Origin of the sequence: Streptomyces sulfonofaciens, assembly GCF_014656295.1 — a bacterium.
In the GTDB taxonomy this organism is placed as follows: Bacteria; Actinomycetota; Actinomycetes; order Streptomycetales; family Streptomycetaceae; genus Streptomyces; species Streptomyces sulfonofaciens.
In genome coordinates, this window is sequence record NZ_BNCD01000008.1 from 231,678 (window position 1) to 247,624 (window position 15,947).

General features: G+C 75.6%; 12 protein-coding genes. 6 read left to right on the top strand and 6 right to left on the bottom strand.

The genetic code is table 11. The features are described from left to right. Positions 1 to 271: 271 nt before the first annotated feature. Both IE313_RS15790 and IE313_RS15795 read left to right on the top strand, forming a co-directional pair. On the top strand, positions 272 to 1,066 hold the full coding sequence (locus IE313_RS15790) for a polysaccharide deacetylase family protein (RefSeq protein ID WP_189932699.1): 795 nt from the start codon (positions 272 to 274) through the stop codon (positions 1,064 to 1,066). A 180-nt stretch (positions 1,067 to 1,246) separates the two neighbouring features. Beyond that, positions 1,247 to 1,741 (top strand): SRPBCC family protein, encoded by a 495-nt coding sequence (locus tag IE313_RS15795; RefSeq protein WP_189932517.1) that lies wholly within the window; start codon positions 1,247 to 1,249, stop codon positions 1,739 to 1,741. Between the two features lie 175 nt (positions 1,742 to 1,916). Here IE313_RS15795 and IE313_RS15800 read toward each other — a convergent pair whose 3' ends face one another. The 5 genes from IE313_RS15800 to IE313_RS15820 all read right to left on the bottom strand — a co-directional run bounded on the left by IE313_RS15800 (position 1,917) and on the right by IE313_RS15820 (position 8,963). After that, positions 1,917 to 3,284 (bottom strand): glycoside hydrolase family 6 protein, encoded by a 1,368-nt coding sequence (locus tag IE313_RS15800; protein WP_229924672.1) that lies wholly within the window; start codon positions 3,282 to 3,284, stop codon positions 1,917 to 1,919. Positions 3,285 to 3,503: 219 nt separating this feature from the next. Beyond that, positions 3,504 to 4,697: an XdhC family protein gene (locus IE313_RS15805; protein ID WP_189932519.1), complete on the bottom strand. Its 1,194-nt coding sequence runs from the start codon at positions 4,695 to 4,697 to the stop codon at positions 3,504 to 3,506. Between the two features lie 356 nt (positions 4,698 to 5,053). Next, positions 5,054 to 7,531 carry a xanthine dehydrogenase subunit D gene (gene pucD, locus IE313_RS15810; protein WP_189932521.1) on the bottom strand — a complete coding sequence of 826 codons (2,478 nt, stop codon included), beginning with the start codon at positions 7,529 to 7,531 and terminating at the stop codon, positions 5,054 to 5,056. After that, positions 7,528 to 8,064, bottom strand: a complete 537-nt coding sequence (locus IE313_RS15815; protein ID WP_189932523.1) for a (2Fe-2S)-binding protein — start codon at positions 8,062 to 8,064, stop codon at positions 7,528 to 7,530. The genes pucD and IE313_RS15815 overlap by 4 nt, the downstream gene beginning before the upstream one ends. Next, positions 8,064 to 8,963 carry an FAD binding domain-containing protein gene (locus IE313_RS15820; RefSeq protein WP_189932525.1) on the bottom strand — a complete coding sequence of 300 codons (900 nt, stop codon included), beginning with the start codon at positions 8,961 to 8,963 and terminating at the stop codon, positions 8,064 to 8,066. Before IE313_RS15820 ends, IE313_RS15815 begins: the two co-directional genes overlap by 1 nt. Positions 8,964 to 9,271: 308 nt before the next feature. On the opposite strand from IE313_RS15820, the gene IE313_RS15825 reads away from it, so the two are divergent. Further along, positions 9,272 to 10,996, top strand: a complete 1,725-nt coding sequence (locus IE313_RS15825) for a helix-turn-helix domain-containing protein (RefSeq protein WP_189932527.1) — start codon at positions 9,272 to 9,274, stop codon at positions 10,994 to 10,996. A gap of 278 nt (positions 10,997 to 11,274) precedes the next feature. Next, a complete protein-coding gene (locus IE313_RS15830) occupies positions 11,275 to 12,051 on the top strand; it encodes a hypothetical protein (RefSeq protein ID WP_189932529.1) in 777 nt (258 codons plus the stop codon). Positions 12,052 to 12,120: 69 nt separating this feature from the next. On the opposite strand, the gene IE313_RS15835 is transcribed toward IE313_RS15830, so the two are convergent. After that, complete coding sequence (locus IE313_RS15835) at positions 12,121 to 13,047, bottom strand: GntR family transcriptional regulator (RefSeq protein ID WP_189932531.1); 927 nt, start codon at positions 13,045 to 13,047, stop codon at positions 12,121 to 12,123. A gap of 590 nt (positions 13,048 to 13,637) precedes the next feature. Between IE313_RS15835 and IE313_RS15840 the strand changes: the two genes are divergently transcribed. Both IE313_RS15840 and IE313_RS15845 read left to right on the top strand, forming a co-directional pair. After that, positions 13,638 to 14,534, top strand: coding sequence for a (2Fe-2S)-binding protein (locus IE313_RS15840; protein ID WP_189932533.1), 897 nt, complete (start codon positions 13,638 to 13,640; stop codon positions 14,532 to 14,534). Between the two features lie 262 nt (positions 14,535 to 14,796). Beyond that, positions 14,797 to 15,849, top strand: a complete 1,053-nt coding sequence (locus tag IE313_RS15845; protein WP_189932535.1) for a DUF2637 domain-containing protein — start codon at positions 14,797 to 14,799, stop codon at positions 15,847 to 15,849. Positions 15,850 to 15,947: the final 98 nt, after the last annotated feature.

Genomic DNA, 15,947 nt, shown 5'->3' on the forward strand with positions numbered 1-15,947 from the left:
GAACGAGAAGAGAACACCGTGTCGTGTTACGACTTGGCAGCCGATCCGGCCCCAACGTCCCGCACGCCGTCGGCCGCTTCCCCGCTGATCTGCTGTTACAGCGGAGGCGGACGCGGCCGTCCGGACTTCACACATTCCATGTGATGACGACTTCCCCCGCGCCCGCACCCCTCGCTATACACTCGACGTATACAGCGAGTGTATAGTCGTCCGCATGCTCGTTTCGATCAAGAAAGCCCTCGGGGCCGAGACCCGGCGGAAGAACGGCGACATGCCTGCGGGGGGCGCGACGCGCCCGGCCCGCGGGCGGCTCCTGGTGCGACGTGCGGGGCCGGCGCTCGCCACGGCCGTGTCCCTCGCCCTGGCCGTCGGCGGCTGCACCCGGTACGACACCACCGCGCCCAGTGACGCCCGCGCGCAGGCCGGCGCCGACCACCCGGCCCCGCTCGGCGCCGTCGACTGCCGCAAGGTCAAGTGCATAGCGCTCACCTTCGACGCCGGCCCCAGCGGGAACAGCCCGCGACTGCTGGACATCCTCAAGGAGAAGCACGTCCACGCGACGTTCTTCCTGCTCGGCAAGAAGCACATCGAGCGCTACCCGCAGTTGGTGAAGCGGATGGCGGCCGAGGGCCACGAAGTGGCCAGCCACACCTGGGACCACCGGATCCTCACCGAGATCGAGCCCGACGAGGTCCGGGCCGAGCTGAACCGCCCCGACGCGGCGATAGAGAAGCTCATCGGCCGCAGGCCCACGTTGATGCGCCCGCCCCAGGGCCGCACCAACGAGGAGGTCAACGACATCTGCCGCGAGCTGGGCCTCGCCGAGGTGCTGTGGAGCGTCACGGCGAAGGACTACCTGACCACCGACTCCGACCTGATACGCAAGCGCGTCCTGGACCAGGCGGGCCGGGACGGCATCATCCTGCTGCACGACATCTACAAGGGCACGGTGCCCGCCGTGCCCGGCATCATCGACGCCCTCAAGGCACGCGGCTACGTGTTCGTCACGGTGCCGCAGCTACTGGCTCCCGGCACCGCGAAGCCGGGAACGGTCTACAAGCCCTGACGGGGACTCACCCACGGCACGGCCGGGCCACTGCCCCCGCGCGGCGCCGTGAGCGCCGTGAGCGACAGCGGCGACAGCGGCGACAGCGGCAAGGAAGGGCTCCGGCACGTGCCGGGCCCCACCGGCGGGTCGCCCCGCCAACCACCGGACAGTGCCGTCCGACGTGCCTACCATCGGCGGATGGCCCTCTTCCACGTGGTCCGCGACTCCCCGTACGACCTCGGCGAGACCTGGCGGCGCCTCACCTCGTGGGAACGGCACGCCGACAGCGTGCCGTTGACCCGGATCACCGTTCTGACACCGGCTCCGAACCGGGTCGGCACCACCTTCGTGGCGCGTTCGGGCCCCGCCCACTCCCGGTGGGGGCGCACCCGCGCGGGTGCCGCGGTGCTCCGGTGGACGGGGGCCCGGCGGCTCGGGTTCGACGACCCGATGGAGGTCACGAGGTGGCAGCCGCCGTCGGACGGCGCGGCGGGCCTGTGCCGACTCGACAAGCGCGGCGGCCTCGTCACCGGCTGGGCAGAGATCGAGGTCCGGCCCCGCGCCACCGGGGCCAGGGTCCTCTGGCGCGAGGAGCTGCGGGTGCGCGGACTGCCCCGGTTCCTGGATCCGCTGCTGGGGGCTGCGGCCCGGCTCGTCTTCGGACGTGCGGCGGGACGGCTGCTGCGGGACTGACGGCGGCGCGGCGGGACGGCCGCCGCGGGCCCGGCGGCGGGCGCGCCGGAGTGCGGCGGAGGGATGGGCGGCGGGCGCTCGTGGGCGAGGTGCGCGGGCGCCTTCGGCGGGCCGCTCGCGGCGCGCCGCGACGGACGCGCGGCGGTGTCCGCGGGGTGGGCGCCGCCGGCGAACGTCACCGCCGCGGCCCGCGGCCGGCGTCGGCCGTCCCGCCCGCGGACGGGTCCCGGCTGCCGGGAAGCACCGGTGGGCGGGCCCCCCGGACCAGTTCCAGGGCCATGTCGGGGAACCAGGCGCCCGCCGCCGGGTCGGGGCGCCCGCGCCCGGGGTCGTCGGGCCCCCTCGTCCCGCGCAGGCAGGCACCGTCCGACTCGCCCGGGATCTTGATCCAGAGCCGGGCGTCCTGCAACGGGTCGCCGGTGCGCCGGGTCGGCCGGGCGCCGAGGCCGCGGTCGGGCGGATTGCACCAGACCTCGGCGGACCGGAACCTGCCGCGGGGCGCGGTCCACGGCCCGCGGCCGTTGCGGCCGGTGTCGGTGACGAAGTGCGGCAGGGCGGACGGCGGGGTGTGCACCCGGGCGGCGAGCCAGGCCCGTGCCCGCGCGTGCGGGGTGCCCAGGTCGGGGCAGTCGGCCACGGCACCGCCGTGCGCGGTGTGGTCGACGCACGCGGCGACCAGCTTCCCGTACCAGGCGTTCGCCGCGTCCGTCTGGTAGTTCGCGACGTTGACGAAGAACCCCGCGGTACGCGTGACACCGGCACGGACGAGCCGGGCGGCGGTGGTCCTGACGCCGCGCCAGGAGGGGTTGCCGCCGTCGAGGTAGAGCCGGACCCCGGCGAGCGGAGCGAGCGCCGCGACGGCGTACCGGAGGTCCGTGTAGCGCGCGGCGGTACGGGTGCCGCGGCGGTCGTCCCTGCCGCAGTCGGCGGGCAGCAGCGCCAGCGAGTCCGGCTCCAGCACCACCAGCGCACGGCCGCCGCCGAGGCCCCGCGCCACCGCGTCGAGCCAGGCCCGGTACGCGGCCGATCCCGTGGCGCCGCCCGACGAGTACTGCGCGCAGTCGCGGCCCGGCACGTCGTAGAGGACGAGGACGGGCACGCTCCCGGCGCGGGCCGCTTCCCGCACCAAAGTCCGGACGCCGCGCTCGGTCCCGTCCGGGCCGCGTCCGCCGAACCACACCGCACGCGGCGTCCGCGCCATGGCCAGCACACCCGCCGCCTCGGCCCGCCGCCCCGCCCGCCCGAGCTCCGCGGCCTGCCGCACCGCGCCCGGCGGGGCCCCGGGCGCGTAGAGCCGTTCGGCAGGGGGGACGGCGGCGGCCCGGTCGGCGGCCCAAACCGCGGAACCCACCCGGTCGGCGGCACCCGGTCGGCTGCCGGGTCCGGCCCAGGTCCGGCCGTTCGCCGGCGCGGCGGACCGCGCGTTCGGTGCGGGCGGAGCGGGCCGCGCGGCCGCGCCGGCGCCCGCCGCGAGCACGGCTCCGGCCACCACGGCCGACACCCCGGCGGTCAGTACCGCCGGCCAGCCCGGCATGCGTCCCATACAGGTGCTCCCGCGTCGAGAAGGGCCACGGAGTCCAGCATCCGGGAGCGTTCCCGGACACGCATCCGCCGGATTCGCGTGGATCGTACGGGAACGTTCCCAGGGGGTGCACGGAAGGGGGACGGCGCGTCCGAGCGGCGGTCACCACTGCCCCGCCGCCGGTGCGGGCGCGGCCGGGACGGGCACGCCCGACACGGGCGAGGGGCCCGCGGCGGCGGCCTACGCGATCGGGTCGGCCCTGTTCGGAGGCGCGGCGGTGGGCGGCGGGGCGCGGTGGATGGGTGAACGGGCGTCCGTCAGCGGGGTACCGGTGCCGCCGCGGCGGTGGGCGACGATCTCCGAGGCGATGGACAGGGCCGTCTCCTCAGGCGTACGGGCACCGAGGTCGAGGCCGATCGGCGAGCGCAGCCGGGCCAGTTCGGGTGCGTCGACGCCGACCTCGCGCAGCCGCCGGGCGCGGTCCTCGTGGGTACGGCGGGAACCCATCGCGCCGACGTAGGCGACCGGCAGCCGCAGCGCGAGCCGCAGCAGCGGGATGTCGAACCTGGCGTCGTGCGTCAGCACGCACAGCACCGTGCGCCCGTCGACGTCGGTGCGCTCCAGGTACCGGTGCGGCCACTCGACGACGACCTCGTCGGCGTCCGGGAACCGGGCCCGGGTCGCGAAGACGGGCCGTGCGTCGCAGACCGTCACCCGGTAGCCGAGGAAGGCGCCGACCCGTACCAGCGCCGCCGCGAAGTCGATCGCGCCGAACACGATCATGCGGGGCGGTGGCGCGGAGGACTCCACGAAGAGGGTGAGCGGGGCGCCGCAGACCGCGTCCGCGCCCGGCTCGCCGACCGCGTCCGCGTCCTCGTCCGCGTACCGCAGCTCCACGGTGCCGGTGCGTCCCGCGTCGAGCAGGGCCCGCGCCTCCGCGGTGGCCGCGCGGTCGAGTCCCTCGCCGGCGCCGAGCCCGCCCGTGCGGTGACCGCCGGGGCGTACGCACAAGGTGCGGCCGACCAGGTCGGAGGGGCCCGACACGATCCGTGCGACGGCCAGGGCCTTTCCTCCCGCCGCGGTGGCCAGGGCGGCGGCGACGGCATCGCGCCCGGGCGATGCCGCGCGTACCGGGGTGACGAGGACGTCGATCACTCCACCGCAGGTCAGTCCGACCGCGTAGGCGTCCTCGTCGCTGTACCCGAAGCGTTCCACCACGGAAGCACCGTCGTCGAGCGCCTGCCGGCACAGCTCGTAGACGGCGCCCTCCACGCAGCCGCCCGAGACCGAGCCGACGGCGGTGCCCTCGGTGTCGACGGCGAGCGCGGCGCCCGGCTGCCGCGGTGCGCTGCCGCCGACGGCGACCACCGTGGCCACGGCGAACTCGCGCTGCTGCTCGACCCACCGGTGCAGTTCCTCGGCGATGTCCAGCATCTCGGCCTCCCGTGCGCGGACGACGGCCGCGGCTACCGGGGCTCCGGTGGGGCGGTCCCGGGTGGACGGGCACGCGGCCGGGTTCGGGTTTCGAGTATGGGCCCACGGCAGTCGCCGGTGCCGTCGGCGAGGAACGCCTTGGGCGGTCCCGCCCGTCCGCCCCCGGCCGCCCTCGGTGCCGGCCCGCCTCCCCGGCGCCGATGCCGGAGGGGACGGCGCGGGCCCGTAACGCGAAGCGCGAAGCACAGCAGGAGCGTGCGGGCGAGGAGGAGGAGCGGGACGGGCAGGGCTCCGGGTTGGCCGGCTCGTCCAAGGGCCGTCGGGGTCGTTCTGCCCCGGTGTACGAGACCGGCCCCTCAGTTGCGCGCGGTCCGCCCCGGTGCGGCGGCGAGCGCGGCGGCGACCAGGTGCTCGGGGCGGACCGGAGTGTGCGTGAGGTCCAGGCCGGTGGCATCGCGGACGGCGGCGAGGACCGCGGGGGTCGACGAGAGGGTGGGCGCCTCCCCCGCCCCGCGCAGCCCGTACGGGGCGTGCGGGTCGGCGAGTTCGAGCACGTCGACGGGGAGGGGCGGGGTGTCGAGGATGGTGGGGATCAGGTAGTCCGTGAAGGACGGGTTGCGCACCTGCGCCGTCACGGGATCGACCACGATCTCCTCCATCACCGCCATGCCGAGCCCCTGCACACTGCCGCCCTGGATCTGGCCGACCACGGAGAGCGGGTTCATCGCCTTGCCGACGTCCTGCGCGCAGGCCAGCTCGACGACCTTCACCAGGCCGAGCTCGGTGTCCACCTCGACGACGGCCCGGTGCGCGGCGAACGCGTACTGGACGTGTCCGTCGCCCTGCCCGGTGTGCGGGTCGAAGGGCCGGGTGGGGCGGTGCCGCCACTCCAGTTCCGCCTCGACGGCCTCGTCACCGAGCACGTCCGCCAGGTCCGCCAGGGCCTCACCGGCGTCGGTGACGACCTTGCCGCCCTCCAGCAGCAGCTTTGCGGTGGCCCACGCCCGGTGGTACGTGCCGAACTTGCGGCGGCCCATCCGGAGCACCTGTTCGCGCACCTCCCGGCAGGCGTTGCGTACGGCGCCGCCCGTGACATACGTCTGGCGGGAGGCCGAGGTGGAGCCGGCGGATCCGACACCGGTGTCGGCGGGCTGGATCGTCACCCGGGAGATGCCCAGCTCGGTTCGGGCGATCTGGGCGTGGACGGTGACGCCGCCCTGGCCGACCTCCGCCATCGCGGTGTGCACGGTCGCGACCGGCTCACCGCCGCTGACCTCCATGCGCACCCTGGCCGTGGAGTAGTCGTCGAAGCCCTCCGAGAATCCGACGTTCTTCATGCCGACCGCGTAGCCGACACCGCGGACCACGCCCTCGCCGTGGGTGGTGTTGGACAGTCCGCCGGGCAGTTGGCGGACGTCCGCCCCCTCGGTGGTCTCCCACTGCCGCTCGGGCGGCATGGGCCGCGCCTGTACGCGGCGCAGGAGTTCGGCGACCGGCGCGGGCGCGTCGACGCGCTGCCCCGTGGGCATCAAAGAGCCCTGTTCCATGGCGTTGCGCTGCCGGAACTCGACCGGGTCCATGCCCAGCTCCGCGGCGAGCCGGTCCATCTGGGCCTCGTAGCCGAAGCATGCCTGGACGGCGCCGAAGCCGCGCATGGCCCCGCACGGAGGGTTGTTGGTGTAGAGCGCGAGGGCCTCGATGTCGACGTGGTCGACGACGTAGGGGCCCACGGAGAGCGAGGAGGCGTTGCCGACGACGGCCGGGGAGGCGGAGGCGTAGGCACCGCCGTCCAGCACGATCCGGCACTTCATGTGGGTGAGCTTGCCGTCCCTGGTGGCACCGTGCTCGAAGCGGAGCTTCGCCGGATGGCGGTGCACATGGCCGAAGAAGGACTCGAAGCGGTTGTAGACGATCTTGACGGGTTTTCCGGTGCGCAGCGCCAGCAGGCAGGCGTGGATCTGCATCGACAGGTCCTCGCGGCCGCCGAAGGCACCGCCGACGCCGGCCAGCGTCATGCGGACCTTGTGCGCGGGCAGGCCCAGCACCGGTGCGATCTGCCGCAGGTCGGAGTGGAGCCACTGGGTCGCGACGAACAGGTCGACGCCCCCGTCCTCGCCGGGCACCGCGAGCCCGGACTCCGGGCCGAGGAACGCCTGGTCCTGCATGCCGAAGGTGTACTCGCCGGTGACGACCACGTCGGCGCGCCGGGCGGCCGCCCCGACGTCGCCGCGGACGATCGGCTGGCGGTGCACGATGTTCGGGTGCGCGCCGTGCGGAGCGCGGTCCGGGTGGAGGACCGGTGCGCCGGGCGCCAGCGCCGAGGCCTCGTCCGTGACCACGGGCAGCTCGCGGTACTCGACCCTGATCCTGTCCGCGGCACGGCGTGCGGTCTCGGGGTGGTCGGCGGCCACCAGCGCGACCGGCTCGCCGTGGTGGCGGACCCGCCCGTGCGCGAGGACCGGGGTGTCCTGGATCTCCAGGCCGTAGTACCGCACGTCGGTGGGCAGGTCGTCGTAGGTCATGACCGCGTGGACACCTGCCTGGGCGAGGGCCCCGGAGACGTCGATGGACACGATCTCGGCATGGGCGACCGGTGAGCGCAGGATGTGGCCCCAGATCATGTCCTCGTGCCACATGTCGGAGGAGTACGCGAACTCCCCGGTCACCTTGAGCGTTCCGTCCGGCCGGAGCGTGGACTCGCCGATGCCGCCCCTGGCCCGGGAGCCCTGGGTGAGGCCGGTGGGCGCGCCGGTCGCCTTGCGGGTCCGGGCCCGCGGCGGCGGACCGGCGGGCCCGGTGGCCGCGCCGGGCGGGGTGTGGTCGTGCGTGCTCATCGTCGTGCCGCCTCCCCCTGGCGCGAGGCCGCGAGGCGGACCGCGTCCATGATCTTCTCGTAGCCGGTGCAGCGGCACAGGTTGCCCGACAGGGCCTCGCGGATGTCCGCGTCCGACGGGTTGGGCTGCCGGTCGAGCAGTTCGTCGGCGGCGACCAGCAGGCCGGGGGTGCAGAAGCCGCACTGCACGGCGCCCGCGTCGATGAACGCCTGCTGGATCGGCGCGAGCGCCGCCTGGCCCCCCTCGCTTCGAGCGGGGGCCCCGCCGGAGCGCTGGGCGCGCTGCCCGGCGTGCGCGGCCAGGCCCTCGACGGTGACGACCTCGCGGCCCTCCGCCTGTCCCGCGGCGACCAGGCAGGCGCAGACCGGCACACCGTCCAGGCGCACCGTGCACGAGCCGCACTCGCCCTGCTCGCAGGCGTTCTTGGAGCCCGGCAGTCCCATGCGCTCGCGCAGTACGTACAGCAGGCTCTCGCCCTCCCACACGTCGTCGGCCTCGTGCTGTCGGCCGTTGACCGTGAAGTGCACACGCATCAGACGGCTCCTCCTTCCCGGCGGTCCGCGGCGGGGGCGGCACGGTATGCCTCCCAGGTCCAGGTCAGGGTGCGGCGGGCCATGACGCCCACGGCGTGCCTGCGGTAGTCCGCGGTGCCGCGGACGTCGTCGATGGGGTCGCAGGCGGCGGCGCACAGGCCGGCGAACTTCTCCGCGAGCGAGGGCGCGATACGGGCCCCGCTGTCCCACAGCCGCTCCTCGTCCAGGGCCGCGGCCAGGAACGCCTCGGCCTCCTCGGCACGGACGGGGGTGGGCGCGGCGGAACCGATACCGGTGCGGACACGGCGCTCGGCGGGGTACAGCGCGATGGCGAAGGCGCACACCGCGATCACCATGGCGTTGCGGGTGCCCACCTTGGAGAACTGCTGGGGTCCCCGGGCCTTCCTGATGCGCACGGCCCTGATGAGCTCGTCGGGGGCGAGGGCGTTGCGCTTGACGCCGGTGTAGAAGGCGTCGATCGGGATCAGCCGGGAGCCGCGCACCGACTCCGCCTCGACCTCGGCACCCGCGGCGAGCAGCGCGGGGTGGGCGTCGCCGGCCGGCGAGGCCGTTCCCAGGTTCCCGCCGACCCCGCCGCGGTTGCGGATCTGCGGGGAGGCCACGGTGTGCGAGGCGAGGGCGAGCCCGGGCAGCTCGGCCCGCAGGCTCTCCATGATCTTCGTGTAGGGCACGCCGGCACCGAGCCGTACGGTGTCCCGGTCGGTCTCCCAGGTGGCGAGTTCCTCGATGCGGCCGAGGTCGAGCAGGTGTTCGGGGCGCCGGTGGCCGAAGTTGATCTCGACCATCACATCGGTGCCGCCGGCGATCGGCACGGCCGCCGGGTGCTCCGCCTTGGCGGCGAGGGCGTCCTCCCAGCTTGCGGGGCGGAGGAAGTCCATGTGCGGCTCTCTTCCACGTCTGGTCGGCGTCTCTTCGTCCGGTCGGGCTGCCCGCCCTCGGACGGCTGCTCGTGGGGGGTGCTCCGGCAGGGCGGTGGCTGCTGCCCTGCCGGTGCGGCGGCTGGGGGGAGGCCGGCGCCGCGTCGCCCTCCGGGGCCTCCCCGCCAGTACACCGCACCGCCACCGGTCAGGTCAGTCACCGAAACTCTGAAGGAGTCGGCTGGCCAGAGAGCCCATCTTGTAGATTCGTATGAATGGCGGGGTGAGGGCGGCCCGGCCTCCCTCACGAGAGATCGGCGGGCGAGGAGATGCGGCTGCGCGCACTGCTGGACACCGATGCGCTGGGTCTCAGGCTGCTCGGCGGCGGCAATGAGCTGGACCGCGTGGTGCACGGCGTGATGACCACCGACCTGCGGGACCCGAGCCGCTATCTGTCCGGGGGTGAGCTGGTCCTCACCGGGCTTGCCTGGCGGCGCGCACCGGCCGACTCGGAGCGTTTCGTCGCCCTGCTCGCGGCCGCCGGTGTGGCGGGCCTCGCGGTCGGGGAGGCGGAGCTCGGTGACGTCCCGGAGGACCTGGTGCGGGCCTGCGCCGGAAACCGTCTGCCGCTCTTCGCCGTACACGAGTCGGTTGCCTTCGCCACGATCACCGAGTACATCGTCCGCCAGGTCTCCTCGGAACGCGCCGGGGACCTGGCCGCCGTGGTGGACCGCCACCGCCGGCTGATGTCACCCGGGTCCGTGGGCGGCGGCCCGGACGCCGTGCTCGACCTGCTCGGCTCGGACCTGGACCTGCGGGCGTGGCTGCTCTCCCCGACCGGCCGGCCGGTGGCGGGCCCACGGCCCTCGGGCCCGGCGCTGCCGGCCCAGGCCGCGGGCCGGCTGGCCGCGGCCTACCTGGGCGCGGCCCGCTCCGGGCGGCCGGGACCGTACCGGGTGGCGCTCGGCCCCACCACCTACTCCCTGTTCGGGGTGCGCGGCTCGGCAGCGCAGCCGCCCGGCACGGGTGCCCCGCAGGGCACCGACGGCCCGCGCGGTGCCGTGCTGTCGGACTGGCTGCTCGCCGTGGAGGCCGACGCCGGGGACTGGCCGGCGGAGCGGCTCGACCTGCTGCACGGCGTCACCCGGCTGATCGCGGTCGAACGCGACCGGCGCGACGCGGCCCGCACGGTGCGCCGCCGGCTCGCCCAGGAGATCGTGGAACTGCTCGGGACCGGCGCGCCCTCGGCCGAGGTGGCGGCACGGCTGAGGGTGGCCGCGCCGGTGCTGCTGCCGGGGCTCGGCGCCGCGCCGCGCTGGCAGCTCGTGGTGGGCCGCGTCGACTGGGACGCGGCCGGCCCGGCCCCCGACGCATCCGGCGCACCGGGCCATCCGGAGACGGGTGCGGTCGCCCGGGCACTGCTGGAGGAGGTCCTCGTCGACCCGCGGTCCACCGGTACCGAGCCCTCCGACCGGATCGCCGTCGCCCACACGGGGGACGAGGCGGTGGCACTGGTGCCGCTGCCCTCGGTGGGCGGCGCGCGGAGCGCCGAGGCCCCGGAACTGCGCGCCGAAGCACTGCTCTCCGCGGTGCGCGAGCCGCTCTGCGCAGGGCTCGACGGCGAGGGGCGGCTCACCCTGGGCGTCAGCGCCGCGGTGCGGTCCGCCGAGGGACTGCGCGGCGCGCTGGAGGAGGCCCGGCACGCCCGCCGGGTGGCCGCCGCGCGCACCGGCCGGGTCTGCGCCGCCGGCCACGAGGAGCTGGCCTCGCACGTGCTGCTCCTGCCGTTCGTGCCGGACGACGTACGGCACGCCTTCACCGCCCGGTTGCTCGACCCGCTGCGGGAGTACGACCGGCGGCACCGGGCCGAGCTCGTCCCGACCCTGGAGGCGTTCCTCGCCAGCGACGGCTCCTGGACACGGTGCGCCGCCCGGCTGCACCTGCACGTCAACACCCTGCGCTACCGGATCGGCCGGATCGAGCAGTTGACGGGCCGTGACCTGGCACGCCTGGAGGACAAGCTGGACTTCTTCCTGGCCCTGCGGATGAGCTGAGCCCGTCCCTGCGGGCGGGGTCCGTCCCTGCGGGTGAGCCGGGGCCGTCCCGCGGGTGGGCCGGGTGCGTCCCGCCGGTGGGCCGGAGGCGCCCTGCGGACGGGCTGACCGGACACCCGGGCGGCCTCGGTGGCGGTTGACCCGCCGCACGGCCGCGCCGCCCCGCCCGGTCCGGACTTTGTGAAATCATTCACCCACGCCCTCTTGGCCGGGCCCGCCCTTCCGTGCTGAGATGCGGCCACGACTCAACATCACAATGGCGTGCTAGGGGAGGGAACGTGGCGCGTACCGCCATGTCTGGTACCGGAACGACCGCAGGAAACGATCCACTCCAGACCGCGGTATGGCGGCTGCGCTCGCGCGCCTGCTGGGCCGACGCTGCCGCCCTCCTGGAAGAGCGCGCGGCGACGGACGCGGCGACTGCGCTCCAGCGCGTCACGCTGCTCGTCGAGCGCTGCCTGTACACCGAGCAGGGCTGGGCCGAGGCCGAGGACGCACTGCGCACGGCGGAGGCGCTCGCCCAGGACGACGGCGAGCGGGGCGCCGCCGCCTGCGAGCGCGGCCACCTCGCGTACGCGGCCACGCTGTTGCGGGTGCGCGACCGCGCGGACGAGGCGCGGGCTGCGCTGGGTCGCGCCGCCGCCCTGATCGCACCCGGCGCGCCCGGCCGCGCGCTGCTCGACTTCAGACGCGGGCTGATCGCGGAGAACCTCGCCGGCTCCGCCCAGGCAGCGCGCGCCGCCTACCGCAGGGCGCACGCGGGCGCCACGGCGCACGACGACCAGTTCCTGCTCTCCTACACCTGGCGCCACCTGGCCGGACTGGCCCTGCGCGAAGGCGAGTTGACCGAGGCCAGGCACGGCTTCGCGGAGTCGCTGCGGATCCGTGAGGAGCTCGGCTACCTCGTCGGGACGGCACCGGCACTGGTCGCGCTCGCGGATGCGGAGGCGGATCCGGAGGCGGGCCGGCTGCGCGCCGAGGCGACGCGGCTCTTCCGGTTGCTGGGCGGCGTACCCACCTGGCTCGCGGACCGGCTGACGCCTTCGGCCGCATAGCCGTGCCGGGCCCCGGCGGCCCGGCACGGCGGGCGCCCGGGCACCGGACGCGGTCCGGCCGGGGCGCGCTCAGGTGCCGGCGCCCCGGAAGTGCTCCCGCATCAACGACTCGACCACCGCGAGGTCGCGGACGGTGAGGGCGTCGAGGAGCGCGGCGTGCTCCGCCGCGTCAGCCAGCAGGCCGGCGCGGCGTCCCGCGGGCGGCCCGCCGGGCACGGGCCACTGCGCGCGGCGGTGCAGTTCGTCCGCGGTGCGCACCAACTGCTGGTTCCCCGACAGGGCCAGCACCGCACGGTGGAACGCGCGGTCCGCGACCGCGTAGCCCGCCAGGTCGGCGCGGGACGCGGCGACCGTGGTCGCCTCGGCCAGCGGCCGCAGCTCCACCCAGCGCGCGGCCGACAGGGTACGGGCCAGGTGCAGCACGACGGGCACCTCGAGCAGTGATCTGACCTCGGCCAGCTCGGCCAGCTCCCGATCGCTGCGGCGCACCACCCTGAAGCCCCGGTTGGGCACCACCTCGACGGCACCCTCGCCCGCCAGTTGCTGCATCGCCTCGCGGACCGGAGTGGCGGACACCCCGAAGTGCTCGGCGAGCACCGGTGCCGAGTAGACCTCGCCGGGCACCAGGTCGCCGTCCACCAGCGCGGTGCGCAGCGCGTCGAGGACCTGCCCGCGCACCGAGCACCGCTGCACCTGCGGGCGCCCGCCGGGCGTCCGCACCTCCTCGGACGGCGGGCCGCCCGTGCCCCGCGCGCGCTGCCCGGGTACGTGGCCGGCAGCCGCCCGCGGCCCGTGCCCCGTCGGGGCCGGCGCCCCCCGGGCCGCTTCCGCCGCGGCCCGAGGGCCCGCCCGGTCGCCGGCCGCGGCCCGGCCGTCCGCACCGGCGAGGCCGTCCTGACCCTCCGCACCGCCCCGCCCGTCCGCGCCACGGGCGGCCTCGGCACCACGGGCGGCCTCGGCACCGTCGCCGGCGTCCGCGGCATCCGCCGCACGCACACCACCCGAGGCGTCCGCGTGAGCGAGGGAGGCGTCCGCACGGGCGGGGGAGGCACCCGCGTGAGCCGGGGAGGCACCCGCGTGAGGCGAGCCGGCCGCATCAGCCGACGTTCGCGGACCGTCGGGGGCGGCCCGCGCCTGAGGGGTCCGCGGGCCGCCGCCGACACCCGGTACCGGCCCTTCCGGGTCCGGCCCTTCCGGGTCCGGCCCTTCCGGGTCCGGCGGCAGGCCCGCGGCCTGCCGGCGCCGCTCGGCGGGTGGCGCCTCGTGCCCGGTGGCCGACGCACCGCCGCCGCCCCCGCCGGCCCCGCCGGCCGCGATTCCACCGTCCGGCGGGCAGGCGTCCCCCGTCCGCGGCAGCCCCGCGGTGCCGGCCGCGGCGCTCCGTGTGCGGGGCTGCTCCACTCTGCGCTCCTTCTGGCCGTTTCCCGGTCGTGCACGACTCTGTGCGGTTCTGCGCGGCTTGTACCGCGGCGGGCGAGGTGCACCGTCGGTGAGCACGATAGGACGCCCCGGCTCCGGTGGAAACCTCGATCAACTCAGGTAAGGTAAGGCTTACCTGTCAACGATCGAGGTTCGGTGGTCCCTGCATGCCCGCTCCCGCCCTGGTCGCACCCGCCGCGGGCCGCCGCGCCACGCGGCCGGGCGCCGCGCCCGCACCCCACACCTCCCCGGTGGCGGACGCGTACGCGCGGCTGACCGGGGTCTTCCCCGGGCTGCGGGTGAGCGAGCTGGGCCCGGGCGAGCGGACTCCGCGGGAAGAGGGCTGGGTCTCGGCGGCCGCCCTCGCGGACGGCGGCGCCGCGCTCGACGCCTTCCTCGCCCGGGACGACGAGCAGGTCCTGCGCGACCACGGCCGCCGCGCCCGCCCCGACGTCGTCGCCACCTTCGCGCTGCACCGCTATGCGTGGCCCGCCTGCCTGCTGTTCACGGTGCCCTGGTTCCTCGACCGCCGGGTGCCGCGCCTGCCGGTGTCGGACGTCTCCTACCAGCGTCGCGCCGGTCGGATGGCGGTGCGCACCGCCGCCTTCGCCTGCCTGCCCGGCGACCCCGCGGCGGCACTGCCCACCGCACGGGTGGTGTCCGGCGAGGAGGAGCTGCGCGCGGAGCTGCGCGCGGCCGTGGCGGAGCACCTCGGGCCGCTCCTCGGTGCGTTCGGGCCGCGGATGCGCCGCCGGGGCCGCGCGCTGTGGGGCATGGCGACCGACGAGGTCGTGGAGGGCCTCTGGCACATCGGGCACCTGCTCGGCGAGGAGCGGCGCGCGATGCGGGAGCTGGGCCTGCTGATGCCCGGGTCCACCGCGCCCTACGCGGGGAACGCCGCGTTCCGCGAGCTGACCGGCCCGCGGGGCCGGGCGCTGCCCACCCGGGACCGCGTGAGCTGCTGCCTCTTCTACACCCTGCGCCCGCAGGACACCTGCACGACCTGCCCGCGCACCTGCGACGCGGAGCGCGTCGCACGGCTCGCGGGGCCCGCCAGCGGCTGACGGCCACTGACGGCCACCCTCCCGGGGGTGGCACGGAAGCGGTTCCGCGCATCGGCTATTCTTCGATTCCCTTGCGGGCGGCCTGCATTCGCATGCGTCGAACGCAACTGGCATGATCCATACGGGAGTTCGAGGAGAACGCCGTCATCGGCCCGTACGGGCACCTCCTTGGCGTCCTCTTGCTCCGAAGACCCCCGGCATCCCACCGGAACTGAGCCACTATGGCGCCCGAAACGCCCGAACCCGATGCAAGGGACCCCAGATGAGATTGACCGACATATCGATGGACTGGTTGCTCCCCAGTGCCGTGCTGCTCCTGGGCATGGGCGTGGCGGTCGCGGTGCTCGCCCACCAGCGGCGCGCCAAGGAGACCAGCTCCTCCGATGACTCGTGGGAGCGCAGTGAGGAGCGCAGGCGCCGCAAGGAGGCGCTGATGGGCACAGCGTCGTACCTGCTGCTGTTCTGCTGTGCGGCGGTGGCCGCCGCGCTCTCCTTCCACGGTCTGGTGGGTTTCGGTCAGCAGAACCTGGGGCTGTCCGGCGGCTGGGAGTACCTGGTTCCGTTCGGGCTCGACGGTGCGGCGATGTTCTGCTCGGTGCTCGCGGTGCGTGAGGCCAGCCACGGTGACGCGGCGCTCGGCTCCCGCCTCCTGGTGTGGACGTTCGCCGGTGCCGCCGCCTGGTTCAACTGGGTGCACGCGCCGCGCGGCATCGACCACGCGGGCGCCCCGCAGTTCTTCGCCGGTATGTCCCTGTCCGCCGCCGTGCTCTTCGACCGCGCGCTGAAGCAGACCCGCCGGGCCGCGCTGCGCGAGCAGGGCCTGGTGCCCCGCCCGCTGCCGCAGATCCGTATCGTCCGCTGGCTGCGTGCGCCGCGTGAGACGTTCGGCGCCTGGTCCCTGATGCTGCTGGAGAACGTCCGCACCCTCGACGAGGCCGTGGACGAGGTGCGTGAGGACCGCAGGCAGAAGGAGCAGAACCGGCTGCGCAGGCGGGACCAGCACAAGATGGAGCGGGCCCGGCTGAAGGCGATCACCCGCAGCCACCGGCGCTGGCCGACCCGGGGCGGCCGCCAGGTCGACATCCAGGGCGGACACAGTTCCTCTGCGCCCGCCCTGCCCTCTCCCGAGAGCGCCGGGGAGTCCTCGGCCCATGCCGAGCAACTGCCGATGCGTTCCCGGCCGTCCCTGCAGGCCATCAGGAGCGGCGGCGACTCGATCACGGTGGACCTCACCGCGGAGGACGACACACAGACCCTGCCGCGGCTCGACTCCCTGGAGCGGAAGCTGAAGGACCTGGAGCAGCAGTTCGGCTGACGGGCGTGAGGCACGGGCCGGGCAGCCGCTGCGGCCACCGGCACGGGCCCGGGAGCAGCCGCAGCGAAGGCGCCACCGCGATCTCGCGGTGGCGCCTT

Excerpts from the sequence above, each read along its gene's own strand:
- IE313_RS15790 (WP_189932699.1), top strand. The coding sequence starts at position 272 with ATGCCTGCGGGGGGCGCGACGCGCCCGGCCCGCGGGCGGCTCCTGGTG.
- IE313_RS15795 (WP_189932517.1), top strand. The coding sequence starts at position 1,247 with ATGGCCCTCTTCCACGTGGTCCGCGACTCCCCGTACGACCTCGGCGAG.
- IE313_RS15800 (WP_229924672.1), bottom strand. The coding sequence starts at position 3,284 with ATGGGACGCATGCCGGGCTGGCCGGCGGTACTGACCGCCGGGGTGTCG.
- IE313_RS15805 (WP_189932519.1), bottom strand. The coding sequence starts at position 4,697 with ATGCTGGACATCGCCGAGGAACTGCACCGGTGGGTCGAGCAGCAGCGC.
- pucD (WP_189932521.1), bottom strand. The coding sequence starts at position 7,531 with ATGAGCACGCACGACCACACCCCGCCCGGCGCGGCCACCGGGCCCGCC.
- IE313_RS15815 (WP_189932523.1), bottom strand. The coding sequence starts at position 8,064 with ATGCGTGTGCACTTCACGGTCAACGGCCGACAGCACGAGGCCGACGAC.
- IE313_RS15820 (WP_189932525.1), bottom strand. The coding sequence starts at position 8,963 with ATGGACTTCCTCCGCCCCGCAAGCTGGGAGGACGCCCTCGCCGCCAAG.
- IE313_RS15825 (WP_189932527.1), top strand. The coding sequence starts at position 9,272 with ATGCGGCTGCGCGCACTGCTGGACACCGATGCGCTGGGTCTCAGGCTG.
- IE313_RS15840 (WP_189932533.1), top strand. The coding sequence starts at position 13,638 with ATGCCCGCTCCCGCCCTGGTCGCACCCGCCGCGGGCCGCCGCGCCACG.
- IE313_RS15845 (WP_189932535.1), top strand. The coding sequence starts at position 14,797 with ATGAGATTGACCGACATATCGATGGACTGGTTGCTCCCCAGTGCCGTG.